Below are 24183 nucleotides of genomic sequence, written 5' to 3' on the forward strand. Positions count from 1 at the left end.
CACTTTGCAGGTGAATGCAACGTCAAGCGATGGGCGTTGCGCTCCATATTTGTAATACTTTTATTTTTGAATTACTGCATAGCACATAATTGTTACGATGCCGATGTTGTTTCAACATCGGCATTTTTTTTGTTTTTTTTGGGGAAGATAGGGAGGAGGGTTGAAGAGGATATTGCCTCTACACCTGAACGGTGAGAAGCAACACCCGATACTCGCTTATTTTATTTCCAGTACGTCGAGGCGAACCAGTGGTTGCTTATCGCCGTCCTCATCATCATCTTCTGGCTGCCAGCCAACCGGTTGCAGCGGTAACTCTTCGCGGTCAAAAGCCAAATCACCGCCATCAACAATTTCACTATTGTGAGTAATGCTTTTGAAATCAAATAACTTGTGATCATTTAAATGTGATGGCACCACATTTTGCATAGCGCTGAACATGGTTTCGATCCGCCCCGGATACTGTTTATCCCAATCACGAAGCATATCTTTGATCACCTGACGTTGCAGGTTAGGTTGCGAGCCGCATAAGTTACACGGAATAATCGGGTACTCTCTGGCAACAGCAAAACGCTCAATGTCTTTTTCGCGACAGTAGGCCAGCGGGCGAATAACCACATGTTTACCATCGTCGCTCATCAGTTTGGGTGGCATGCCTTTCAGTTTGCCGCCATAGAACATATTCAGGAATAGCGTTTGCAGAATATCATCGCGATGGTGACCAAGTGCGATTTTGGTGGCTCCCAGTTCAGTCGCGGTGCGGTATAAAATCCCACGGCGCAGGCGCGAACAGAGTGAGCAGGTGGTTTTCCCTTCCGGAATGATCTCTTTCACAATCCCGTAAGTGTTCTCTTCAACAATCTTGTATTCAACACCTTGCTTATCCAGATAGGCAGGCAAGATATCTTCAGGGAAACCAGGCTGTTTCTGATCCAGATTAACCGCGATGAGAGTGAAGTTAATTGGCGCGCTTTTTTGCAAGTTCTGCAAAATATCCAACATGGTGTAGCTGTCTTTGCCCCCTGACAGGCAGACCATGACGCGATCACCTTCTTCAATCATATTAAAATCAGCAATCGCCTGACCGACATTACGGCGCAGGCGTTTCTGTAATTTGTTCAAATCGTATTGTGTTTTTTGGTTAACCACTTGTTTCTCTTGCATTTGTTCGTGACTCATATCCAGTTAGGGGCATAATGGGGGCAGTGCTGCTATGACATAAGTTTATCATTCAACAAGCATATATATTAGTGTTTTAATCTCTGGCATGTGAGGCATGATATATGAGTTTTGTGAAAGGGGCTTGTCTATAGCTTGTGAAATAGTTCACAAAAAAAGGAAGAATCATTATCGCAACTTGCCACATCCCATTCTTTATGATGTAGTGGCTTCAACGGATTGTTACTGTGTAAGAACAGGCAAAACCTAAAAGAGAATGAACTCTTTTAAGTTTTGCCTTTTTTTTTGGGTGGAATATGAGAATACAAAGAGTTCTGAATAACAATGTGGTCGTCGCTCACGATTTTAGTGGGAAAGAATGTGTTGTTATTGGAAAAGGCGTTGGTTTCAATAAAAAGTCAAATGACCTGGTTGATGAAGCAGGTATTCAAAAAATATTCCGTCTTGATGAAGAAAATAGCTTTGATAAAACCCATGATGCTTTTCAGGATCTCCCTGAGGAGCTGTTTGATATTGTGCTGGATATTGTTAAACAAGCCACGACTAAATTAGATAGAAAAATTCATAAGAGTGTTTACGCTTCACTGTTGGATCATATTAGTTTTGCTATTGAACGAGCGAAGCAAGGGGTTCATGTTAGAAATATGCTGCTTTGGGATATCAAACGTCTCTACCGGAATGAGTTTATTATTGGCGTTTCTGCATTAGAAAATATCAAACAAAAACTTAATGTCGATCTTGCTGAAGATGAGGCTGGATTTATTGCACTTCATCTGTTGAATTCACAAAAAGACGGCACCATGCCTGATATAGAGAATGTATCAAAAGTTATTCAAGACTTATTGAATATTGTTAAATATCACTTCAATATTGAATATGAAGAAGAATCAATTAATTTCCAACGTTTTGTGACGCATTTAAAATTCTTTTCTCACCGTTTACTCAGTAATACTTATGTCTTGACCAATGACAACTCGTTACATGACGTTGTTGCGGAAAAATACTCGACTTCTTATGAGTGTGCTAAGAAAGTAAATAAATTTATTAAACATGATTATGGCCGGGAGTTAACCGGTGACGAAATGATGTTTCTTGCTATCCACATTGAACATGTCAGAGTGCCGACTTAAATAGAACATTAATAAATTTAAATTAAAAAGAATTATCCAGAGAATAATTGGATTCAATAGATTATCAATTTAATTGAGGTTATCCCATGGGTGCATATAATATGCTGGCAGGGGAGATAATTGAACATGTAGGTGGGAAAGGAAACATTGTTTCACTCACTCACTGCATTACACGTTTAAGATTTTCTCTCAAAGATTCCAAGAAATTCAATAAATCAGTTTTGGATAAATTGGAAGGTGTCATTTTAGCTGTTGAAAGTAATGGTCAATATCAAGTTGTTATCGGCAACGATGTGACTAAAGTCTATAGTGCGATCGTTGACGATTTTGGTATTAAAGGAAATGCGTCATCAGTCGAAGGTGAGTCATCACCTGATAAGAAGGGTAATATAGTCGGCCGTATTTTTAATAAAATGTCGTCTATTTTAGTCCCTATTGTACCAGCCCTGGCTGGTGCCGGTATGTTGAAAGCACTACTGGTTATTTTATCGACCTATCATTTTATTGACCCAACCGGTAGCACTTATAAAATTCTGGCTGCGGCCAGTAACAGTGTATTTTATTTTCTTCCACTCTTATTAGCGTTCTCATGTGCTAAATCTTTCAATGCTCACCCCTTTGTGTCAGTGGCTATTGTCGGGGCGTTACTGGAACCCACATTTACCGGGTTGATGAAGAATCAAGGGGATATTGTCGAGTTTATGGGGATACCCGTGGTGCTGATGAAATATTCATCAACCCTGATCCCGGCCATTCTCGCTATTTGGGCTTACTCTTATCTTGAACGATTTTTAAAACGCTTCATTCATCAAAGTATTGAAATGATAGCTGTCCCTATGCTTGGGTTGCTCATCATGGTGCCGGTAATAGTGATTGCCGTTGGGCCGATTGGAGTGTATCTGGGGGATGGCATTGGTGCCGGTATTGCTTATATGAATAATGTAAGCGGTATGCTGACGGGGGCAATTATTGGTGGTGGCTGGACATTGTTAGTGATGTTTGGCTTACATTGGGGATTAGTCCCTGTGATGTTGAATAACCTGGCATTACATGGTTTTGATACCATTAAGCCCGCTGCGGCCACCGCAACATTTGCTTCGGCTGGCGCTGCATTTGGTGTGTTCCTTAAAACCAAGGATAAGAAATTAAAATCCTTCGCCTTGTCCACTATGGTTCCCGCGTTATTTGCCGGGGTGACGGAACCGATTGTTTACGGTATTTCCATCAAATATAAGCGTCCATTAATTGCTTCTCTTATTGCAGGAACTATTGCTGGAGGATTTGTTGGCGCCATGGGCACCACAGTAATGGCTTATGTTTTTCCGGCATTGACTACGCTGCCTGCATTTATGACCAATACTTTCGCTTATTATGTTATTGGTATATCGATGGCATTTGTCTTATCAACAGTACTGACTTATATATTAGGTTTTGATGAGAAAATAGATGAAAGCAGTGTGGTATCGCACTCAGGTAACACCTCAAATAGTCAATTTGTTCGAAATAACTCAGCAACGGCATTAAATGAAGTGTTATTGAATGCCCCCCTTAATGGAAAAATAGTACCGTTGGCTGATGTTAAAGATGGCGTTTTCGCCAGCGAAATAATAGGGAAGGGAATTGCCATTTATCCCACTGAAGGTTTTGTCTATTCGCCAGTGAATGGTGTTGTGTCAAAATTATTCCATACTCACCATGCTATAGGGATTATCTCCGATGAGGGGGTGGAAATTCTCATTCATGTAGGTATTGATACGGTAAAGTTAAATGGCGAATTTTTTAAAAATAATATAAATGAAGGTGATATTGTCACCAAAGGGCAATTACTTTTAACATTCGACCTTAATGCGCTAGTAGCTAAAGGGTTTGATATAACAACACCAGTTATTATTGCTAATACCGACGACTACAAAGATATTCTGGTCACTGAGCGAGACAGTATTGATCGTAGCAATACATTAATGACTGTGCTTCCTGCCTCAGCCTAAATATATATTGGAGATATAAGATGACAGATTTATTGATTAAAGGTTTTCCTAAGGGATTTTTATGGGGGGGGGCTGTCGCCGCTAATCAGGTTGAGGGTGGCTGGAATGCAGGGGGCAAAGGTTTATCTACTGCTGACATGGCGATTCATAAAAAAGATCTCAAACGCGAAGAGTATGAGAAACATTATAAAATTAGCAATCAACAAATTGCAGACGCTATTGCAGCCAAGGATGCGAGTGACTATCCAAAGCGGCGGGGTATAGATTTCTATCATCGTTATAAACAAGATATGGCACTATTTGCCGAAATGAATTTTAAAGTCTTGCGGGTATCTATTGCCTGGACACGTATTTACCCTAATGGCATTGAAGAACAACCAAATGAAGAGGGTTTACGTTTTTATGATGATTTGTTCGATGAAATGCATAAGAACGGTATTGAACCTTTAGTCACACTTTCCCATTATGAAATGCCAATCTATTTGGTTAATAATTACGGCGGTTGGAGTAGCAGAAAAACGGTCGATTTATTTGAAAAGTTTTCGATTACTGTTTTAGAGCGCTACCAACATAAAGTAAAGTATTGGCTGACCTTTAATGAGATCGACAGTTTAATTCGCCATCCATTTACTTCCGGCGGTATTGTGACTGAGCGCTTCCCAGCGGATGAAGTCGAATCGATTATTTATCAAGCGTTGCACCATCAGTTTGTTGCCAGTGCATTAGCCGTTAAACACTGTAAGCGAATTTCACCGGATGCCAAAATAGGCTGTATGTTGACTCGTTTGCTAACCTATCCGGAAAGTTGTGCCCCGGAAGATGTATTGCTGGCTTATCAGGAAAACCAACTTAACTATTTCTTCTCGGATGTCCAAATCCGTGGCCGTTATCCACGCCATATGACGCGTCGTTTTGCGGAAAAAGGTATTAACATCGTCATGCAGCCCGGCGATGAAGAGATTCTGCAGCAACATACAGTAGATTTTCTGTCATTCAGTTATTACATGTCGTTGGTGACCAGTGTTAATGCCGACAAGATGGATAAAGTGGGTGGAAATATTGCTGGCGGCGTTAAAAACCCGTATTTGAAGACCACTGACTGGGACTGGCAAATTGATCCGGTTGGCTTGCGTATTGCACTAAATGATATGTACGACCGCTATCAAATCCCATTATTTGTGGTGGAGAATGGGATGGGTGCCGTTGATAAAGTTGATAAGGATAACCAAATCAATGATGACTATCGAATCGAATTCTTCCGTTCCCATTTAAAGGAAATGAAAGAGGCCGTCAAAGATGGGGTTGAATTGATGGGCTATACCTCTTGGGCACCTATCGATCTGATTAGCGCGTCAACGTCAGAAATGAATAAACGCTATGGTTTCATTTATGTCGATCAAGATAATGAGGGTAATGGCACCTTGGATCGTTACCGTAAAAAGAGTTTTTATTGGTATCAGAAAGTGATCGAAACCAATGGTGAATATTTGTAGTTTTTTACTGGCTGGCTTCAGACTGCTGACAACCCTCGATAGCTCGATCTTGCAAGGTGAAGGCAGGTAGAAGAGTAAAGTGTCCGCGCCAGGGAAGGCGCGGCTCAAGCCTCCAGGGAAGGCTTGTTTTAACAAAAGAAGTGTGGCGACTTTACGATCTGCCTGTTTTCACCGTTACGGGTACTTTGTCACTAACCTCAGCCAGTCAGCTTTTCACTGACTGGCTTTTGGTTTAACGGACTGCCTATTATTCCGTTGCTGCTTTTTCCCCTTTACCTGCCAGCAAACTTAGGAAGTCATACCGTTTTTTCAGATCTTTTTCAGCCGCAGCATACAGCTGTGCGGCAACTTCTGGCTCTTGGGTATTGAGCCGCCGGAAGCGCTGCTCATTGAGCAATGTGGTGGTCAAATCACTGTTTGGTGGGCGAGAATCCAGTGCCAAAGCCACTTTGCCTTCGTCGGTACGGCGTGGGTCAAAGCGATACAGCGGCCAGAAGCCGGTGGCGGTTAGCTGCTTCATTTGGTCATGGCTGTAGGCCAAATCATAACCGTGCTCTTCGCAAGGGCTGTAAGCAATAATCAGAGACGGACCAGGGTAGGCTTCCGCTTCCTGAATAGCTTTAACAGTTTGATTCAGCTGTGCGCCAAGCGAAATCTGCGCGACATAAACATGACCATACATCATCATGCTGACGCCCAAATCTTTGCGTGCCTTACGTTTGCCATGCTCGCCAAACTTGGTTACCGCGCCCAGTGGCGTGGCTTTGGATTGCTGACCACCGGTATTGGAATAACATTGGGTATCTAACACCAGCACATTGACGTTTTCCGTCAGACTGAGCACATGGTCCAGGCCACCAAAGCCAATATCATAGGCCCAACCGTCACCTCCAATCAGCCAGATGGATTTATCCACCAGATAATCTGCATCGGTTGCCAATTGTTGCGCGTCGTTACCCGGAATATCTTTTAACAGCTGGCGCAGTTGTGTGACCTGCTCACGGCGAACTTCAGGTGTCGCCTCCTCATTCAGCAGTTGGTTGACCAATTCCTGCGGCAATTGCGTTGCCAATTGATTGATCAAACGGATAACCCGTTGGCGATGTTGGTCAACAGTCAGGCGGAAGCCCAAGCCAAATTCGGCGTTATCTTCAAACAGCGAGTTAGCCCAGGCGGGGCCACGGCCATCGGCATTGGTGGTATAAGGTGTGGTCGGCAGATTGCCACCATAAATTGAAGAGCAACCGGTGGCATTGGCAATTAACAGACGATCGCCATACAACTGGGTGAGCAATTTAATGTATGGCGTTTCACCACAACCAGAGCAAGCACCGGAATACTCAAACAGCGGCGAGATCAACTGTGAGGTACGGATATCGATGCGCTCCATTTGCGTTTTATCGATTTCCGGCAATTTGAGGAAGAAATCATAGTGGGCTTTTTCTTCCACCAGATGTTCCAGCCGCGGTTTCATATTGATGGCTTTGACTTCTGGGTTCTGCCGGTCTTTCGCCGGGCAGACTTCATAACAAAGATTACACCCAGTGCAGTCTTCCGGTGCAACTTGCAAGACATACTTTTGACCACGCATATCGCGGGCTTTGACATCCAGCGATTGTAAGCTGCCTGGTGCGCTTGACATCGCATCCGGCTGTACCACTTTGGCGCGAATGGCCGAGTGCGGGCAAGCAGCAACGCAGTGGTTACACTGGGTACACAGGTCGGGTTGCCAGATAGGAATATCTTCAGCAATATTCCGTTTTTCCCACTGGGTGGTGCCCACTGGCCAGGTGCCATCCGGTGGGAAAGCCGAAACGGGTAGGGCGTCTCCCAAACCAGCCAGCATGGTGGCAGTGACAGTTTTAACGAAATCAGGCGCTTGATCCGAGACAATAGGTGGGCGCATCGGGCTGTTTTCATCAATCGGTTGCAGTGGGATTTCAACCAATGCATCAAGGGTGGCATCCAGTGCCTGCCAGTTACGAGTAACAATTTCTGGCCCTTTATTACTGTAGCTACGGTCAATGGCCGCCCGTAATTGCTCTTGCGCCATAGCGGTTGGCAATATTTGCGTCAGGTGGAAGAACGCCATCTGCATCACGGTATTGATGCGCGCACCCAGTTTGCATTCGCGAGCAATTTTTGCTGCATTAATCACAAACAGACGGGCATTGCGCTGGTGCAGTACCGCCTGAACTTCTTGCGGCAGACGCTGCCACATTTCATCGGCGCTAAACGGGGTATTAATCAGGAAGATGCCGCCGGGCTTGAGGCGTTCCGCCATTTGGTAGGTATCAATAAACTGTAATTGATGGCAGCCGACAAAATCGGCCTGGCTGACCAGATAAGCCGAATTAATAGGCGTTTCACTGACACGCAAGTGAGAGACGGTCAGGCCACCGGCCTTTTTCGAGTCGTAAACAAAATAACCTTGAGCATACAGCGAGGTACTGTTGCCGATAATCTTAATGTTATTTTTTGTCGCAGAGACTGAGCCATCACTGCCAAGGCCGTAAAATAGGGCTTCCAATGTGGCGCGTTGTTCGATTTTCTCATCAGTGAGTGGTAAGGACAGCCCCGTCACGTCATCAAAAATCCCTACGGTAAAGCGCGGGCGCGGTAAATCAAGCGATAATTCTTTGAACACCGCCAGCGCACAATCGGGGCCAAACTCTTTGGAAGATAAACCATAGCGGCCACCAATCACTTTCGGCAATGTGGCGCGCTCACCCCGGCTATAGGCTTCCGCCAGCGCGGTCATGACATCAAGATAAAGTGGCTCGGCCAGTGCACCGGGTTCTTTGGTGCGATCCAGCACCGCAATCTTAGTCACTGATTGCGGCAAGACACTGAGCAGATGTTCGGCAGAGAAGGGGCGGAATAAGCGCACTTTCAGTACGCCCACTTTTTCCCCACGGGTTAGCAGGCTATCAATCACTTCTTCACATGTACCTATGGCTGAGCCCATCAGAATGATAACGCGCTCCGCCTGTGGGTGGCCGTAATACTCAAATGGCTTATATTCACGCCCGGTAGCTTCGGCAAAAGCCTGCATGGCATCGGCAACATGTTGATACGTATTGTTATACCAAGGATTAGTGGCTTCGCGAGACTGGAAATAGGTATCCGGGTTAGCGGAAGTGCCCCGCACCACCGGATGATCTGGCGAAAGCGCCCGACTGCGGTGGCCGTCGATGCCTTTCTGCGGCAGCAGTTGGCGCAGCGTATCATCACTGAGCGGTACAATTTTATTGATTTCGTGGGAGGTACGAAAACCATCAAAGAAATGAATAAATGGGATGCGACTATTGAGAGTTGCTACTTGGGAAATCAGAGCGAAATCTTGCGCTTCCTGCACACTGCTGGCGCACAGCATGGCACAGCCCGTTTGCCGCACTGCCATAACATCTGAGTGATCACCAAAGATAGACAGGGCATGGGTCGCGATGGTACGCGCCGCCACATGCAGGACAAAAGGTGTCAGCTCGCCAGCCAGCTTGTACAGGGTAGGGATCATCAGCAACAATCCCTGCGAGGAGGTAAACGAAGTTGATAATGCGCCGGTTTGCAGTGCGCCATGCACCGTGGCAATGGCCCCGCCTTCAGACTGCATTTCAACCACGCGGGGAACATCCCCCCAGATATTGACTTTACCATCACCAGACCAGGCATCAGCTTGTTCTGCCATGGTGGAGCTTGGCGTAATAGGGTAGATGGCAATAACTTCACTGGCACGATAGGCCACAGAAGCTACTGCACTGTTACCGTCAGTAGTAATCATTAATTTATACCTTCACATTGCAAGTCATGCAGAGAACAAAAGAAGTGCGGGGTGTCTCTGACTATTTGAACTAATAATGAAATTCTAGCAGAGAGTATTTTTGCCAGTTATCGCATTTGTGTGGCGGCGGCCCGACAGCTTGTGTCGTGAATAAGACGAATAGCAGATTTGGGGTTATATTGTGGCCTTCAGATAATAATTATTACAATTAGAAAACTATTGATAACAGCGATTAGATATTGCTTGCTACTTCGGCGCACAATAATTGTGCGGCGCTGAGTTTATTTGTGAAATAATTGTGAAGCGTAAATAGATTTAATGACCATTCAATCGCCAATAGGCATAATGTCGACCCAATACTGAAATGAGAGACGGATAATGAGTGGTTTCATGTATTTAATGATGGCAATTGTTGCCGAAGTGATAGCCACCACGATGTTAAAAGCCTCTGACGGCTTTACCCGACTTGTGCCCTCTATTGTAGTGGTGATCGGTTATGGCATTGCTTTCTGGGGCTTATCGCAAGTGGTGAAAACCATGCCATTAGGGATTGCTTATGCTATTTGGTCAGGGCTGGGAATTGTATTAGTGTCCGTCGCTGCCACTTTTATGTATCAGCAGAAATTAGACTGGGCGGCCATTGCCGGTATGACATTGATTATCGCCGGTGTGTTGGTGATTAACCTGCTGTCGAAGACGCCAATGCATTAATCATCCCAGGTGGGGGAAATTATATTCCTGCTTACGCGTTATCGCGGTTGGAACGATAACGCGCTATACCCTTTAGCTATTTAATATCTACCTGATGTATGCCCTCAACCGCCAATAGTTTTTCATAGATCTGATCCAGGCTTTTTCTGGGCGGCAGCATCACTTCCAGCGTGAGTTCACAATCATGTTCGCCTTTTTCAGGTTTGTGTGTGACGGACAGATTAGTGGGGTGTAGCTGCAATTTTTGCATGGCAATCAAAATACGCGGTACGCTGTCCGCGAGTAGCTTTATAGAAACAAAATGATGCTCACCAATAAAGCGGTTACTTAACTGGCGGAAGATCTCCAGCACGACTAATGTCACCATGGTGCCGTAAATACCAATCTCATATAGGCCGCTACCAATCACCAGACCAATCGCGGCGGTGACCCACATTCCGGCAGCGGTAGTCAGCCCTTTGACCATCTGTTTTTGAATCATGATGGTCCCGGCACCGAGGAAGCCCATGCCACTGACGACCTGTGCCGCGACACGGCTGGGGTCAAAACTGACGTGCTCTAATGTTAGCAAATCTTCAAAACCATATTTTGAGACAATCATAAACATGGCACTGCCAATACCCACCAGGATATGCGTTCTTAATCCGGCATCTTTAGCTCGCAGTTGACGTTCCAGCCCAATCAATCCTCCCAAAGCACCCGCTAAAGTAATTCGGAGTAGTAAATCAGTAATCATAATTATTCCCGTTTTATTTTGTACAAACTGTAGGTGTTTGATTCTTTACTATGATTAATATGGTTTGCTTATTTTTAGCCAACCCTTAGCGCCAGAATAGCGCGATAGCTCGATTGCCCGTTTTGATCTGAGCTAAATTTAATTAATGCATTTATGCTTATTTCTGTTGTGTTTTAATTATAACAGTTATTATATAAAACAATTATAGCGCGATATATTTCTCATGCCGGAGCAAAAGAATGAAATTGATATCCTGGTTTGTCGGTGGAGCCGTGTTCTTTTTAGCCGCCTGTAGCAGCAATAATGCAACAGATACCACTTTAAACAATAGCGATACCTATGAACCGGAACAACAAGCCACCAGTGCTAATGTTCATAATCTTAATATGGCAAATCCTGCGGCCGTCAATTGTGCCAATGCTGGTGGTGTATTGACCATTGCCAAGCAACTTAATGGTGGTAGCGTCGGCATGTGTCAATTACCGGATGGTAAACGCTGTGAGGAGTGGGCATTAATGCGCGGCGCTTGTCCGGCTCGCTGATATACCCTCTATCTTTCAAGTCGCAGATGCGTTGGCCGCGCTCAATTACCCGAATCACTTACCAGTGTAAGCTCATCGGGATGCTTTCGTTTGCCGCCTTCCTGCACCTCGAAATCTATTGGGTATATAGCTATCGCCATCTTTTAAGTCGCAGATGCGTTGGCTGCGCTCAATTACCCGAATCACTTATAAAATCTAAGTCAGCTAATCGGGATGAATGAGCCTCATCCTTGAGACTCACCCTGCGGCTTTCTGGATATATTAGGCCGAAACAATATTCGGGCAAGTTTCACCCTTTTCCAACTGCGCAATATTCTGCAAGGTCGTGTTAGAAATACTGGTCAGCGCTTCTTCTGTCAGGAAGGCCTGATGCCCGGTAAATAACACATTATGGCAAGAAGACAGACGGCGGAAAACGTCATCCTGAATCACGTCATTGGATTTGTCTTCAAAGAACAAATCACGTTCATTTTCATACACGTCCATGCCGAGTGAACCGATTTTCTGCTGTTTCAGCGCATCAATCGCTGCCGTAGAGTCAATTAGGCCCCCACGACTGGTGTTAATGATCATCACGCCATCTTTCATTTTTTCAAATGATTGCTTATTGAGCAAATGATGGTTTTCCGGCGACATCGGGCAGTGCAGCGAGATAACATCAGATTGAGCATATAAGGTATCGAGATCGACATATTCAGCCCCCAAATCCAGTGCTGCCTGGTTTGGGTAAGGGTCATAGGCTAACAAGCGCATACCGAAACCTTTCAAGATGCGCATAGTTGCAACACCAATTTTACCGGTGCCGATGATCCCCGCGGTGCGGCCATGCATATTGAAACCAATCAGGCCTTCCAGTGAGAAGTTGGCATCACGGGTACGTTGATAAGCTCGGTGAATACGGCGATTAAGGCTCAGCATCATACCTACGGTATGCTCAGCGACGGCTTCCGGTGAATAAGCGGGTACGCGAACCACTGGAATACCCAATTCTTTGGCTGCATTTAAATCGACATTATTAAAGCCGGCACAGCGTAACGCCAAAATCTTAACGCCGACCTCTTTCAATTCTGTCAATGTTTCGCGACAAGCATCATCATTGACGAAAATACACACCGCGTCACAGCCTGCCGCCATTTTGGCGGTTTTTGGGCTTAACAGAAAATCGAAAAACTCTAATTCAAAGCCAAAATCTTTGTTGACCAATTCGAGGTATTTACGGTCATACTGTTTGGTACTGTAAACGGCTAATTTCATCATGATATCTCCGCTAAAATATTGTGATCAATCTAACAGATTTGAATAAATCATACAATTTGCCACAATAATAAGTTAAGTAAGGTTCTTGTAAGTTTCTTATGCCAATGAAGTAAGGCTTTTCTTCCAAATTTCAATGGCCGCAGTTCTGTGTGTGAGTCATCAGAGCATAGTTCGTTATTATGATATCTTGCAGCAGTTTAGACAGTACATTGGACGTCTGGTTGGTAATAACACAAGGTAAGTCATGGCTAAATGCGCAAAAACAGTGGGTTGGTTGCTATTAATCAGCGCAATTTTTCTGGTGGTATTATGGAAAACGCTACCACAATGGCTACCGAAAATCGCACAATTCTGGTTACCCGCAGGTAGCCAATTGGTCTTAACCCATCCTCCAGTTTGGCATGATGGCGCATTGCGTCTGCCACTACTGCGCTATCGGGTACAAGATTGCACCTTGGCTAATATTGACCAATTAAGTGTCGGTTATCATCAAGGTCGGTGGCAGTTAGCGGCTAATACCGTCACTGTGGATACGGCCTGTCTGAGCAAGTTACCGGGCAGCGACGAGGGTGCGCCGCAAGATTTGGCTTACTGGCAGCAACAGTTGTCAAAACTTGATCTGAATATCGGCAATTTGCAGATTACGCCGTGGCAGCAATACGCGGGGAAACTGAGCTTAACTTCGGCAGGCAATAAAGATCTCACCCAAGAGTTGCATTATCAGGGTCAGCAATTGAGTTTCGCCGCGACCCTGGATGCGCAGCAGCAACTTAGTCTGCATCAATTCTCTATTGCCGTTCCCGGCACCCCGCAACCCTTCGAACTGAGCGGTAAAATTAAAATCCCACTGTCGCTGGACGATTGGCCAGAACAAGGTGCGCTCGACGGCGTATTGACGACAGGATATCTGTCTCAACCGTTATTATTGAAATTGAGTTGGCAACAACAAGAGGGCGTTTTAACCCTGACAGAGCGGGGCGATGACACTCCGCTCGCGCGGTTACCCTGGCACGTCTCCTCGAACAAAATTCAAATAGTTAACGGCCAGTGGCAATGGCCTTACCAGCTGCAACCCTTGAGTGGTGGCATTAATCTGACGCTGTATGACTGGGATCAGGGATTGGATCAAACCTCGATTGAGGCGCGCATTAACGTCATCACCTCGGGGAAAAGTGGTAAAGGCAATGCTGTCCTGACGCTGGGGCCTGGCAATCTGAGCATGATAAACAGTGACTTAAAATTCCAGCTCAGTGGTCAAGCTAATCTGGAACGAATGGTATTGAATGCCACCATCCCCGGCTTACTTAGCGGTTCAATATTGAATCCGACCTGGGTACTGCATCCAGGTGCTTTGTTGCGTGCTCATGGTAATGTGACACCGGAGTTACGTATCAGAGATGCGCGTTGGCCTTTGGCGGGGATTAAGGTGACGGCTGCTGGGGTGACGGGGCGGCTACAGGCCATTGTGGATGCACAAGACAGTTATTGGGGTGATTTTAATCTGCATCTGGATGGGCAGGCACAAGAGTTTTGGCCCGATAAAGGCCAGTGGCAGTGGCGATATTGGGGTAATGGTCAGTTGCCGCCGCTGGCTGCGCGTTGGGATATGGGCGGCAGGGGAAGTTGGCAGGGGACGTTGATCACTGTCGATAAACTCTCGACCGGCTTTGATCGGCTGCAATATGGGGTGGTTTCAGTCGAGGCTCCACGGCTGACTTTAGTCAAGCCTCTGACCTGGCAGCGCGATAATCATCACCCCGCTTTTATTGCCGGTTTTGAACTGGGTGCTAAAAAAGTCGCGTTTAGTGACGGTGGCGGTTATCTCCCTCCAGCCGTGCTCTCACTGCAACTGAATGGACGCGAGCCGGACAGCTTTTTGTGGCAGGGTAAGTTACAGGCGCAGGCTATCGGGCCAATTGCATTGCGTGGCCGTTGGGATGGCGAGCGGTTACGGGGTGAGGGCTGGTGGCCAAAACAATCGCTGACAGTATTCCAACCGCTTATTTCAGAAGAATTGGGTATCAAACTGCGTGATGGGGAGCTGTATGCTCAGGCTGCTTTTTCTGCTGCTCGCGAACAAGGTTTTACTGCGGGTGGGCATTGGGTTGTCAACAATGGCGGTATGTGGCTGAAAGATGGCGAACTCAGCGGGTTGGATTTCGTGATGTCTTATCGCTTAGAAAATCACCACTGGCTGTTGGGGCCGAAACAGCCTGTTATGCTACGTATTGCCTCGCTAACCAATTTGTTTGAAATGCAGAATATTACCGCCGATTTGCAGGGGACTTTTCCCTATTCAGAGAAAGCCCCATTGACCTTAAGTCATGTAGGCATGGATATTCTGAAAGGGCATTTAAGTTTGTCGGCTTTGCGCTTGCCCCAACATGATGCGGCGGTGCTGAAATTAAAAGCGATTGATTTAAGTGAATTATTTACCGTACTCAAACCCAAACAATTGGCGATGTCGGGTAAAGTGAACGGTGAATTGCCGCTTTATCTCAATAATCCACAATGGTTGGTGCGCAATGGTTGGATGGCGAATGACGGCACAGTGACACTGCGTCTGGATCCTGATTTGGCTAATTCTATCGGTGAGAGCAATTTGGTTGCTGGCGCGGCGATTGACTGGTTGCGCTATATGGAGATTTACCAATCCTATGCCACCGTCAGTTTAGATAACCTGGGTCAATTGACGTTACGTTCTAAGATCCATGGTGTTAATACACAGAAAAACTCAAAACGAGAGATAGTGCTGAATTATCAGCATGAGGAAAATGTATTCCAACTCTGGCGTAGCCTGCGTTTTGGTGACAATTTACAAGAGTGGTTACAGCAAACACTTTCGTTACGACCAACAGAATCGATACCGGTGAGGGCTAAGGAATGAAGATCTTGACATGGGAACGTGCGGCAATCGCGCTGGGCATTTTTATGCTGAGTGGCTGTTTACGTCTTGAAGTAGCAACCCCGGAAAAACCGATCACGATTAATATGAACGTCAAGATTGAGCATGAGATCCAGATTCGAGTTGATAAAGACGTGGAAAATCTGCTTAAAAATCAATCCAATCTATTTTAAGGGGCCATTATGAAAAAGCTAACGTCCGGCTGGATTGGCTCACCACAACAGTTAATCCGCGTAATACTGAGCTGCATAATCTTAAGCAGCAGCTTAGTCTTTAGCTCAGGGGCATTTGCGCTGACATTAGAGCAGGCTAAACAGCAAGGTCGGGTGGGCGAAACTCTGAGTGGCTATCTGGCTCCGGTGAAAAAAGATGCTGAAACACTGGCGCTGGTGGAACAAATTAACATCGCCAGAGCAGAGAAATATCAGGAAGTGGCGCAAAAAAACCATATTTCAACCGAGGATGTAGCCAAGCTGGCGGGGCAAAAGTTGGTTAACCGTGCGGCGGCGGGGGAATATGTGCGCGGGATAAACGGCCAGTGGATGCAGCGCTGAGTATCGTTATCCTACCGCGCAATTGATAAAAAACGCCCGCCGCGAGATGGGCGTTTTTTATGGTAAATAGTCTTACTTCTGCTGCAGAAAACAACAGATTAGCGCTCAGCCTGCAAACTTGCTGCAACAGGAGGCGTATTGATGCTGTTTAGCGACTCTTTGCGGTAATAGGTATCCACATGGCCCGGTTGTTCGACTTTGACAATCAAGGTCAACACCGCTGCAATCAGGTACAACGCGGTATACACCCACACCACGCCGACAATATCGAAGAAAGGCAATACCAGCGAGGCTATGGCTGGCGCAACAAAATTACTCAAACCGGCAGACAGGTTATAAATCGAAATAGCGGCACCTTTGTGTTCTGGCTCCAATACCGGGAACACTGCGGTCATCGGGACAAACGCCGCTACTGTTATTCCTAACATCACCGCCGGGATAAGTGCTGCCCAGAAGTTATGACCAAAATGCATTGGAATATAGTAAAACGCCAGGCTGGAGATTGCGCAGCCGATGCAACCAAACCAACGCACCTGCCGCATCCAACCAATTTTTTCGCCCAAAATTCCCCACATGATGTTAGTGAAAATGGTCACGAAGAAGAACACAGCCCAGATTTGCAGCCATTCAGACATGGTAAAGCCGAGTCTGCCAACAAACAGCAGCGGCATGATCACGGCAAATCCGAACAAGGATAGCGTGTTAATAATTCGGATCAGACAGGACAAGAAAATATTCTTGTTGGTAAAGAGAATGGTCACCGCTCGCGACAACTCTTTGATTTTTTCTTTATTGGACAGCGCCGCCTTCGGGCTGGCAGTGCCCACATTGCGCAGCAGTATCAGGGCCATCATGCCACCGGCTGCGACCCACACAATGGCAAACCACAGAGTGCCGGTTTCACCTATCATCGGAATGGTGAAGCTCGGTAAATAGCTGCCCACCACACCAATGCCCACCGAGTACATCGCCCAGAACCAGCCCATCGCCGAAGAGAGTTGCTGTTTAGGCACGTTTTGCACAATCAACATGACAAATGAATAGATAAATAGCGGGTAGGCCAGGCCACGGATCCCGTAGAACACCAGCATTAATGGATAGCTTTTCATCCCCAGGCCAAACAGCATAAACAAGCAATGCATCACCACCCACAGGATAAACCCTATGCGCATTGCGCGTTGTGGCGTGATAATTTCCGCCACCACACCGGAACTCCAGGCGGCAATGGCTGCCGCTAACCCATAAAGGGTAAAGACAAAGGCCGATTGCGCCGGTGAAAACCCCATATCGGTAATATGCTTGGATAAGAAGGCCATCTCAAAGCCATCGCCACTCATAAACATGGCAATAGCAATGTAGCCCCAGAATAAATTCATTGGCAAACCAAACCAATGAGTCGATTTTTTTTGCATAATCAGTTCCTTTGGCGCTTGAGCGCCAGCTGCTTATTTGTAGGGACAGCGAATGAAAGGGCGATTTGCTCACCCGGGCGTATGTGTGTTTTGGTTTTTATCGTGCTAGCGTTTGGCGCAACTGGCGTTGCTGTTGGTAAAGTAATCGATAGCGCTCAAGGCGGGTGAATAAGGTATCTTGCCGGTTAATATCCGGAATAAAGCGCTGGTCAATTTGCGGTTTGGCACACACCCGTTGCTCATCACCACCGGTCGCCAGCCAGCCTAAACGCGCTGCACCTAACGCGCCGCCAGCTTCCCCACCACTGTGGGTTACAATAGGTAAATTAAGCGTATCGGCCATCAGTTGCCCCCACCAGGCACTGCGCGCACCGCCGCCAATCAGCGATGCCTGGGTGAGTTGAGTGCCCGCCTGTTCCAATACCGCTAAACCATCTGCAATACCAAAAGTGACGCCCTCCAGCACCGCATAAGCCAATGCCGCGCGATCAGTCGCATGTGTCATGCCGTGAAAAGCGCCGGTTGCCAGCGGATCGTTATGGGGGGTGCGTTCGCCGGAAAGATACGGCAGGAAAATTGGGGCCAGCCGTTGTTCTGACCGACTGAGTTGAGCCACTTCGGACAACAAGGTTGTTTCATTGGTGCCCAGCAGTTGGCATAACCAGCGCAGCGCACTGGCAGCGGTGAGCATCACACTCATCTGGTGCCAACGATGGGGCAAGGCATGGCAAAAAGCATGTACCGCCGATTGTGGGTTAGGGCGATAGCAATCATTGACGGCAAATAACACGCCGGATGTACCTAAAGAGATAAATCCATCGCCGGGATTAATGGCTCCAATCCCAACGGCACTGGCGGCATTATCGCCACCGCCACCGGCAATCACCACCTTATCGGACAACCCCCATTCGCGGGCAATATCTGCTTTCAGATAGCCGCTGGGCTGATTGCCTTCAATCAGCCGTGGCATCATGTCACGCGATAAGCCACAAGCGGCCAGCAGGGAGTCTGACCAATCCCGTTTTGCCACATCCAGCCACAGTGTTCCGGCGGAGTCAGACATATCGCTGACCTTATCGCCACTCATCATCCAGCGCAGATAATCTTTCGGCAGCAGTACGGTGGCGAGTTGTGAGAAGATTTCTGGCTCGTGGCGAGCTACCCACAGTAGTTTTGGCGCAGTGAAACCCGGCATCGCCAAATTGCCGGCAATCTGATGTAACTGCGGGGCATTGCGCGTTAGCTCCTCGCACTCGTCGGCACAACGCGCGTCATTCCACAAAATCGCCGGACGCAAAATATGGTCTTCACGGTTGAGCAACACCGCACCGTGCATTTGCCCCGACAGGCCAATAGCGAGGATTTCACCCCAGCGTTGCGGTATTTTATGACGCAGGCGGCCAATCACGCGTTGTGTCGCCTGCCACCAGTCAGTCGGATTTTGTTCTGACCACAGCGGATGCGGGCGTTGCACGGTGAGCGGCTCACCTTCGCTTGCCAGGATCTGCCCATGATCATCAATCACCACGGCTTTAATTTCTGATGTGCCTAAATCAAGTCCAAGATACATAGCCATTCCTTGTCGCTGATTAACGGTTAGCCATCACCCAGGCATTAACCCGGTCAATGGATTGTCGTAATAACTGTTCAAACTGGTTGTCACTGGCCAGAGCGCCAAACAGTTTGTTATCGCGGGCAAACAGACCCACAGGGTCAGCCGACTGGAACATGGCATGAACGGCAGAAGCATCTAACATGCCATCCTGGTATTCATATGGCAGGGTGCCTTGGTGCCAACTCTCCATAAAGACAAAGAACAGGGCGGGCAGCATGGCTGTGGCGGCGGGGGTACAACCTCGTTGGTAGCACTCCATCAACGTCGGTGTGATAAAACCGGGGATTTTGGAGAAACCGTCGGCGGCGACGCGTTGATTGGTGTCGCGGATATATGGGTTACTGAAACGGTCTAAAACCACATCACGGTAATTGGCTAAATCCAATGGACTTGGTGACAGCGACGGGATGACATCCTGGGTCACATAGTCATAGGCCATCTGGCGAATAGCGGCTGTTTGCGTACTTTCGTGAATGTAACTCTGACCGATCAACGTACCCGCCCAGGCGATACAACTGTGGCTGGCATTGAGGATACGAATCTTTGCTTCTTCATAGGGCAGCACAGATTCGACCATTTCTACCCCCACATTTTCCAGCGCGGGTCGCCCGGCAATAAAGTCATCTTCAATAACCCACTGAATAAATGACTCCCCCATAACCGGTACTTTGTCGGCAAAACCGGTTTGTTCCAGTACACGCGGGGCGATATCGTCAGATGGGCGAGGCGTAATGCGGTCAACCATGGTATTCGGGCTGCGAGTTTGGTCGGTTGCCCAACTGAGCAAACTTTGCTGGTCACGCAGTGCCAAAAACTGCAACAGGCAGTGGCGGAAACGCTCGCCGTTATGGCGCAAATTATCGCAGTTCAGCAAAGTCACCGGGCCGCTGTGCAGTTGTTGGCGTTGCAGCAAAATCCGGCTGATCGCACCATAAATTGTCCGGCAATCCCCGTTGAGATCGGCTTGAATATCGGCGTTATCCTGTTGTAAGTTAAATTGATTATCCAGATAGTAGCCGCCCTCGGTCACGGTAAAGGAGATAACGCGAGTTTCCGCCTTGCTGCCTTGCTCAACCAAATTGTGCAGTTCTTTATCCCACGGAATGATTTTGCGTAGCGAGGTGATCTTTTCATATTGGCGCTCTCCGGCAGGTGTGACCGTTTCCAGCATGTATTCGCCATGCTGTGCCGCTAAAGTTGTCAGCAAAGGGGTTGCATCATCGCGAATATTCGCCAGCGCAATAGACCAGCGATTATCACCCGCAGCCCGTAAACGATGCAGGTACCAGGCCTGATGAGCGCGGTGAAAAGATCCCGCACCAATATGTAGCCACACTGCAGGGGTTGAGTTCAGTTCAGTATTCATCATGTTCTCCGCAATCTCAGTCAGCATTAAGATAATTCTTGAGCATAAGCTCTTTAGTTGGGCATTTGCTCCAATGGCGTTAGGTTAATGTAACTTTTGCCCTTAAGTTGGGCTTTAGCTCACATAAACGTTAGCGGAGATAAAAATCTGCCAAACTGCGGTGTAAAATGATTAACATGATGTTTTCACCACTAGCGCGCAGAACAGCCATGCATAAGAGTGACAAGAAATTGGATCAAGCCGCCCGAGCGGCCTGGATGTATTACGTAGCGGGTCAAACACAGCATGAAATTGCTGAAGCGCTCGGGGTTTCTCGCCAGGTAGCTCAGCGATTGGTGGCCTGCGCCATCGATAACGGGCTGGTGAGTGTCAGCATCGCCCATCCGGTGGGGCGCTGTATGGCGCTGGCGGATCAACTGCAAAAGCACTACGGATTACATCAATGCCAGGTGGTGCCAAGCCAGGGGATGGACAGTGCGGGTGTGCAACGGGCTATCGCCGTGGCGGGGGCAGAGGTGATGGCGCAGTTTCTTCGGCAAGAGCAACCACTGGTGATTGGTGTGGGGTCAGGGCGCAGCTTAAAAGCAGCTATTGATGAACTGCCGGATTTTGAACGCCCTCAGCACAGCTGCGTTTCCCTTATTGGGGCAATAGCTGCTGATGGTTCTTGTACCCGCTATGATGTGCCGTTATGGATGGCGGAGAAAACCCAAGGGCGCTATTTTATTTTGCCCGCGCCGCTTTTTGCGGATAGCGCAGCCGATCGTGACCTGTGGTGTAATCACCGGATTTACCGCACGGTAACCGAGAAAGCGGCTCAGGCTGATGTGACTTTTATTGGCATTGGTTCAATGGGTTATCATTGCCCGCTACACAAAGATGGTTTTATTTCAGAACGTGATGTGGCGCAACTGACGGCATCCAATGTGGTGGCTGAAATGTTGGGTAACTTTATCGATATTGATGGTCAGCGGGTAAGCTATGAGCTGGATCAGCGTTTAACCAGTGCCAGCCTGCGTATCCGGCCGGAAAAACCGGTTATTGCTATTGCGGGTGGTGTAGAGAAACATCAAGCTATCAAAGCCGTTCTTAGGGGGCATTGGGTGAATGGTTTGGTGACGGATGAGGAGAGCGCTATCGGGCTGTTGGCATAGGTGTTCAGAGATAAAAAAACGCGCCCAAGGGCGCGTAATGATTCAATAACACTACTGGGTAAAACGAGGGTAATACCAGGTCATTCAGTCACGCATCAACAGAGACACCTGCCGATGCATGAAAGTCATTCATTAAGCGCTAACAACCTGGGTCAGTAACTCTTTGGCATCAGCTTGCGCTTTGGTCGCCACTTCAGGACCATAAGCAATACCTTCTGCGAACACGAACTCGACATCGGTAATCCCGATAAAGCCCAGGAACAGACGCAGATAAGGCACAACCAGGTCAGTTGGGGTGTCTTTATGAATACCACCACGGCTGGTCAGAATAATGGCACGTTTGCCGGTAATCAGGCCTTCAGGCCCTTTTTCGGTGTAACGGAAAGTCACGCCAGCACGTGCAATCAGGTCAAAGTAGTTCTTCAACTGAGTTGGGATATTAAAGTTGTACATTGGAGCCGCCATGACTATCACGTCGTTAGCCTGCAACTCAGCAATCAATTCATCAGACAGCGCCAGTGCTTCTTGTTGACGCGGTGTCAGCGCGGCATCTGAAGGGCGTAACGCGCCCACTAATTCGCCATCTAATACCGGAATCGGCTGAGCTGCCAGGTCACGCACGGTGATTTCATCGCCAGCGTGAGCCGCTTGCCATTGTTCAACAAAAAAGTCAGCCAATTGGTTAGATTGTGAATAGGTTGCCAGAATACTTGATTTCAGAACCAGAACTTTGCTCATCGTAATTCCTTAAAAGGTAACAGAGACTTAGGCGGTACGCCCTTTCAATGAGATACACTTTATTCAACTTTTTCTATCAGTGATAGCGCAATATTTTGCGTTCTTTGTTCGATTTTATTGAATGAGACACGCCGGGTGGCCTGTTTTATGACTTTCTAACCGCTTTAATTATTGAGTGGATAGCAATGAGGCTGCTGTCGTTTTATGCAAGATTAGTTATTAAATCGAGATTAATCTGTCGGTGGTTGTAGCTACAGCCATGCTCAGGATCCGTATTGGGTACTCCATTATATGATGCAGTGTTTGTAGCTAAATATATTATGGATAAAAAATGAGCTATATAAATAGAAATAATACACACAAATTACCATCAAGTTATAATTCCCATCATGCAACGGGAGATAGAGACAATGCTAAAGATGTTGTCAGTCAAAGGATTAATCGTATTCACCATTCTCCCATTGAGCTTTCCCGTAAATCACATAATATAAAAAAACAGAGTAGTAGCCTGGGAAATTCAATTTTAAAAAATATAAAAAACATCTGTAATCGGTCAAATAAACCGAATAGTAATCTACGAGAACTGGTGCAACAAAGTAAGGTGGTGGTGGATTCACATCTCGCCGCGACTGCGTCTTTTCGTAATGATGCCAAGTTTAACCACATCGTTTCTGAGGCCACACCTGAACAACGCTTAGTACTGGCAAATGACAAAAACACCATAATGAACGGAAATATTGAGCCTTTGGTGGGTAAGGGGATTATTGCAACCGGCCAATCTACTGAAAACCTACCCATTAGTATTAACCAGGTGCGTTTTGATAGTCAGGCACGAGAGGTAATTCAGAATTCGGGTAAAACAAGTTCTGGTATAACCTATTTCACGGGTTCAGATATTGAGTCATCAGAATTAATCCCGGGATTGCCATTGGGTAATTATTTTAATCAACAACGTTTCGATAACAATTTGAAAGTGCTAACTATTAGCAATGGTGACCGTGGAACGGTAGGTTGCCAGTTTGATCTGACTCAGATTGAAGAGGGAGCTCCACTGTTAATGAATACCAGTCAACTCTCTGGATGCACTGTGGTATATGCGATTAAAGATAATACGTTCTTTTCTTATCATACCGGGAAAAATGGCAACGACACTTCAGGATGGAAAACCAGTAGTGACGGTGTTAGTTCTATTATCGATGCACATAGCGCATTAACTACCAGCCAACATTCTCACTCAGACTCTATGCCAGATAACCAAACCTTGGTCGATTTTTTGGCCAACAACTTTGATTTCTACGCACTAACCTATTGCGGGCACGGCGAAAAAGTTGAAAGTAACCCGAATGTATTTGATTACAACCAGAATCGAACCCTTGATGATGACAAGGTGCGAGTGGGTAATGCTATGGCATTAATTACCAGGGAAAACGGTCGTATTAAGGTACAAACCTTAAGTGACGATATGACGGTCAATAAAAGTGATTTGACTACGCAATCGCTGGCACATCGCATTGGTGAATACACCCTGGAATCTATTGGAGAAGTGACTCATTTATAATACGCCCACACCGATAGTCGATTAACAGTCAATACCGCAGCAGAACTGTGCTGAATGTAGGGTGAAA

General features: G+C 46.9%; 18 protein-coding genes. 10 read left to right on the plus strand and 8 right to left on the minus strand.

What is annotated here, in order from left to right:
- Positions 1 to 216 precede the first annotated feature (216 nt).
- Positions 217 to 1161 (minus strand): tRNA 2-thiocytidine(32) synthetase TtcA, encoded by a 945-nt coding sequence (gene ttcA, locus FTB31_RS17670; RefSeq protein ID WP_077174685.1) that lies wholly within the window; start codon positions 1159 to 1161, stop codon positions 217 to 219.
- A 311-nt stretch (positions 1162 to 1472) separates the two neighbouring features.
- On the opposite strand from ttcA, the gene licT reads away from it, so the two are divergent.
- The 3 genes from licT to FTB31_RS17685 all read left to right on the plus strand — a co-directional run bounded on the left by licT (position 1473) and on the right by FTB31_RS17685 (position 5787).
- On the plus strand, positions 1473 to 2306 hold the full coding sequence (licT, locus tag FTB31_RS17675; RefSeq protein ID WP_077174686.1) for a BglG family transcription antiterminator LicT: 834 nt from the start codon (positions 1473 to 1475) through the stop codon (positions 2304 to 2306).
- An 86-nt stretch (positions 2307 to 2392) separates the two neighbouring features.
- Positions 2393 to 4294 carry a beta-glucoside-specific PTS transporter subunit IIABC gene (locus FTB31_RS17680; RefSeq protein ID WP_227729767.1) on the plus strand — a complete coding sequence of 634 codons (1902 nt, stop codon included), beginning with the start codon at positions 2393 to 2395 and terminating at the stop codon, positions 4292 to 4294.
- Between the two features lie 20 nt (positions 4295 to 4314).
- Positions 4315 to 5787, plus strand: coding sequence for a glycoside hydrolase family 1 protein (locus FTB31_RS17685; protein WP_050078570.1), 1473 nt, complete (start codon positions 4315 to 4317; stop codon positions 5785 to 5787).
- Positions 5788 to 6034: 247 nt separating this feature from the next.
- Here the strand turns inward: FTB31_RS17685 and nifJ are convergent, their stop codons facing one another.
- Complete coding sequence (nifJ, locus tag FTB31_RS17690; RefSeq protein WP_077174687.1) at positions 6035 to 9568, minus strand: pyruvate:ferredoxin (flavodoxin) oxidoreductase; 3534 nt, start codon at positions 9566 to 9568, stop codon at positions 6035 to 6037.
- 378 nt (positions 9569 to 9946) lie between these two features.
- Here nifJ and FTB31_RS17695 point away from each other — a divergent pair, with 378 nt between their 5' ends.
- Entirely contained in the window at positions 9947 to 10279 is a 333-nt protein-coding gene (locus FTB31_RS17695) for a DMT family transporter (RefSeq protein WP_050078572.1), read from the plus strand.
- Positions 10280 to 10355: 76 nt separating this feature from the next.
- Here the strand turns inward: FTB31_RS17695 and FTB31_RS17700 are convergent, their stop codons facing one another.
- Positions 10356 to 11015 carry an MgtC/SapB family protein gene (locus FTB31_RS17700; protein WP_050078573.1) on the minus strand — a complete coding sequence of 220 codons (660 nt, stop codon included), beginning with the start codon at positions 11013 to 11015 and terminating at the stop codon, positions 10356 to 10358.
- 239 nt (positions 11016 to 11254) lie between these two features.
- Here FTB31_RS17700 and FTB31_RS17705 point away from each other — a divergent pair, with 239 nt between their 5' ends.
- The gene (locus tag FTB31_RS17705; protein ID WP_050078574.1) at positions 11255 to 11557 is read left to right on the plus strand and encodes a putative hemolysin; all 303 of its coding nucleotides are present in this window, start codon (positions 11255 to 11257) and stop codon (positions 11555 to 11557) included.
- A gap of 261 nt (positions 11558 to 11818) precedes the next feature.
- Here the strand turns inward: FTB31_RS17705 and FTB31_RS17710 are convergent, their stop codons facing one another.
- The gene (locus tag FTB31_RS17710; protein WP_050078600.1) at positions 11819 to 12811 is read right to left on the minus strand and encodes a 2-hydroxyacid dehydrogenase; all 993 of its coding nucleotides are present in this window, start codon (positions 12809 to 12811) and stop codon (positions 11819 to 11821) included.
- A gap of 247 nt (positions 12812 to 13058) precedes the next feature.
- On the opposite strand from FTB31_RS17710, the gene FTB31_RS17715 reads away from it, so the two are divergent.
- The 3 genes from FTB31_RS17715 to FTB31_RS17725 are packed head-to-tail and all read left to right on the plus strand — an operon-like array spanning position 13059 to position 16273.
- Positions 13059 to 15701, plus strand: coding sequence for a YdbH family protein (locus tag FTB31_RS17715; RefSeq protein ID WP_227731661.1), 2643 nt, complete (start codon positions 13059 to 13061; stop codon positions 15699 to 15701).
- On the plus strand, positions 15698 to 15892 hold the full coding sequence (locus FTB31_RS17720) for a YnbE family lipoprotein (protein ID WP_050078576.1): 195 nt from the start codon (positions 15698 to 15700) through the stop codon (positions 15890 to 15892). The genes FTB31_RS17715 and FTB31_RS17720 overlap by 4 nt, the downstream gene beginning before the upstream one ends.
- Before the next feature lie 9 nt (positions 15893 to 15901).
- Positions 15902 to 16273 carry a YdbL family protein gene (locus tag FTB31_RS17725; RefSeq protein ID WP_077174690.1) on the plus strand — a complete coding sequence of 124 codons (372 nt, stop codon included), beginning with the start codon at positions 15902 to 15904 and terminating at the stop codon, positions 16271 to 16273.
- 98 nt (positions 16274 to 16371) lie between these two features.
- Here FTB31_RS17725 and FTB31_RS17730 read toward each other — a convergent pair whose 3' ends face one another.
- The 3 genes from FTB31_RS17730 to dalD form a co-directional block, all read right to left on the minus strand.
- The gene (locus FTB31_RS17730; protein ID WP_139343679.1) at positions 16372 to 17685 is read right to left on the minus strand and encodes an MFS transporter; all 1314 of its coding nucleotides are present in this window, start codon (positions 17683 to 17685) and stop codon (positions 16372 to 16374) included.
- Positions 17686 to 17782: 97 nt separating this feature from the next.
- Positions 17783 to 19255 carry a xylulokinase gene (xylB, locus tag FTB31_RS17735; RefSeq protein ID WP_077174691.1) on the minus strand — a complete coding sequence of 491 codons (1473 nt, stop codon included), beginning with the start codon at positions 19253 to 19255 and terminating at the stop codon, positions 17783 to 17785.
- 19 nt (positions 19256 to 19274) lie between these two features.
- Positions 19275 to 20666, minus strand: coding sequence for a D-arabinitol 4-dehydrogenase (gene dalD, locus FTB31_RS17740; protein WP_227731662.1), 1392 nt, complete (start codon positions 20664 to 20666; stop codon positions 19275 to 19277).
- 209 nt (positions 20667 to 20875) lie between these two features.
- Between dalD and FTB31_RS17745 the strand changes: the two genes are divergently transcribed.
- Positions 20876 to 21820 (plus strand): sugar-binding transcriptional regulator, encoded by a 945-nt coding sequence (locus FTB31_RS17745; protein ID WP_050078601.1) that lies wholly within the window; start codon positions 20876 to 20878, stop codon positions 21818 to 21820.
- Between the two features lie 132 nt (positions 21821 to 21952).
- Here FTB31_RS17745 and azoR read toward each other — a convergent pair whose 3' ends face one another.
- A complete protein-coding gene (gene azoR, locus FTB31_RS17750; protein WP_227731663.1) occupies positions 21953 to 22558 on the minus strand; it encodes an FMN-dependent NADH-azoreductase in 606 nt (201 codons plus the stop codon).
- Positions 22559 to 22889: 331 nt separating this feature from the next.
- Here azoR and FTB31_RS17755 point away from each other — a divergent pair, with 331 nt between their 5' ends.
- Positions 22890 to 24116 carry a cytotoxic necrotizing factor Rho-activating domain-containing protein gene (locus tag FTB31_RS17755; protein ID WP_227721893.1) on the plus strand — a complete coding sequence of 409 codons (1227 nt, stop codon included), beginning with the start codon at positions 22890 to 22892 and terminating at the stop codon, positions 24114 to 24116.
- Positions 24117 to 24183: the final 67 nt, after the last annotated feature.

The sequence above is a fragment of the Yersinia proxima genome (assembly GCF_902170785.1).
Taxonomy (GTDB): domain Bacteria; phylum Pseudomonadota; class Gammaproteobacteria; order Enterobacterales; family Enterobacteriaceae; genus Yersinia; species Yersinia proxima.

Coding starts and splice junctions, on each gene's coding strand:
- FTB31_RS17700 (WP_050078573.1), bottom strand. CDS start 11,015: ATGATTACTGATTTACTACTCCGAATTACTTTAGCGGGTGCTTTGGGA.
- nifJ (WP_077174687.1), bottom strand. CDS start 9,568: ATGATTACTACTGACGGTAACAGTGCAGTAGCTTCTGTGGCCTATCGT.
- FTB31_RS17755 (WP_227721893.1), top strand. CDS start 22,890: ATGAGCTATATAAATAGAAATAATACACACAAATTACCATCAAGTTAT.
- licT (WP_077174686.1), top strand. CDS start 1,473: ATGAGAATACAAAGAGTTCTGAATAACAATGTGGTCGTCGCTCACGAT.
- dalD (WP_227731662.1), bottom strand. CDS start 20,666: ATGAATACTGAACTGAACTCAACCCCTGCAGTGTGGCTACATATTGGT.
- FTB31_RS17720 (WP_050078576.1), top strand. CDS start 15,698: ATGAAGATCTTGACATGGGAACGTGCGGCAATCGCGCTGGGCATTTTT.
- FTB31_RS17730 (WP_139343679.1), bottom strand. CDS start 17,685: ATGCAAAAAAAATCGACTCATTGGTTTGGTTTGCCAATGAATTTATTC.
- azoR (WP_227731663.1), bottom strand. CDS start 22,558: ATGAGCAAAGTTCTGGTTCTGAAATCAAGTATTCTGGCAACCTATTCA.
- FTB31_RS17685 (WP_050078570.1), top strand. CDS start 4,315: ATGACAGATTTATTGATTAAAGGTTTTCCTAAGGGATTTTTATGGGGG.
- FTB31_RS17715 (WP_227731661.1), top strand. CDS start 13,059: ATGGCTAAATGCGCAAAAACAGTGGGTTGGTTGCTATTAATCAGCGCA.
- FTB31_RS17710 (WP_050078600.1), bottom strand. CDS start 12,811: ATGAAATTAGCCGTTTACAGTACCAAACAGTATGACCGTAAATACCTC.
- FTB31_RS17725 (WP_077174690.1), top strand. CDS start 15,902: ATGAAAAAGCTAACGTCCGGCTGGATTGGCTCACCACAACAGTTAATC.
- xylB (WP_077174691.1), bottom strand. CDS start 19,255: ATGTATCTTGGACTTGATTTAGGCACATCAGAAATTAAAGCCGTGGTG.
- FTB31_RS17705 (WP_050078574.1), top strand. CDS start 11,255: ATGAAATTGATATCCTGGTTTGTCGGTGGAGCCGTGTTCTTTTTAGCC.
- FTB31_RS17745 (WP_050078601.1), top strand. CDS start 20,876: ATGCATAAGAGTGACAAGAAATTGGATCAAGCCGCCCGAGCGGCCTGG.
- FTB31_RS17680 (WP_227729767.1), top strand. CDS start 2,393: ATGGGTGCATATAATATGCTGGCAGGGGAGATAATTGAACATGTAGGT.
- ttcA (WP_077174685.1), bottom strand. CDS start 1,161: ATGCAAGAGAAACAAGTGGTTAACCAAAAAACACAATACGATTTGAAC.
- FTB31_RS17695 (WP_050078572.1), top strand. CDS start 9,947: ATGAGTGGTTTCATGTATTTAATGATGGCAATTGTTGCCGAAGTGATA.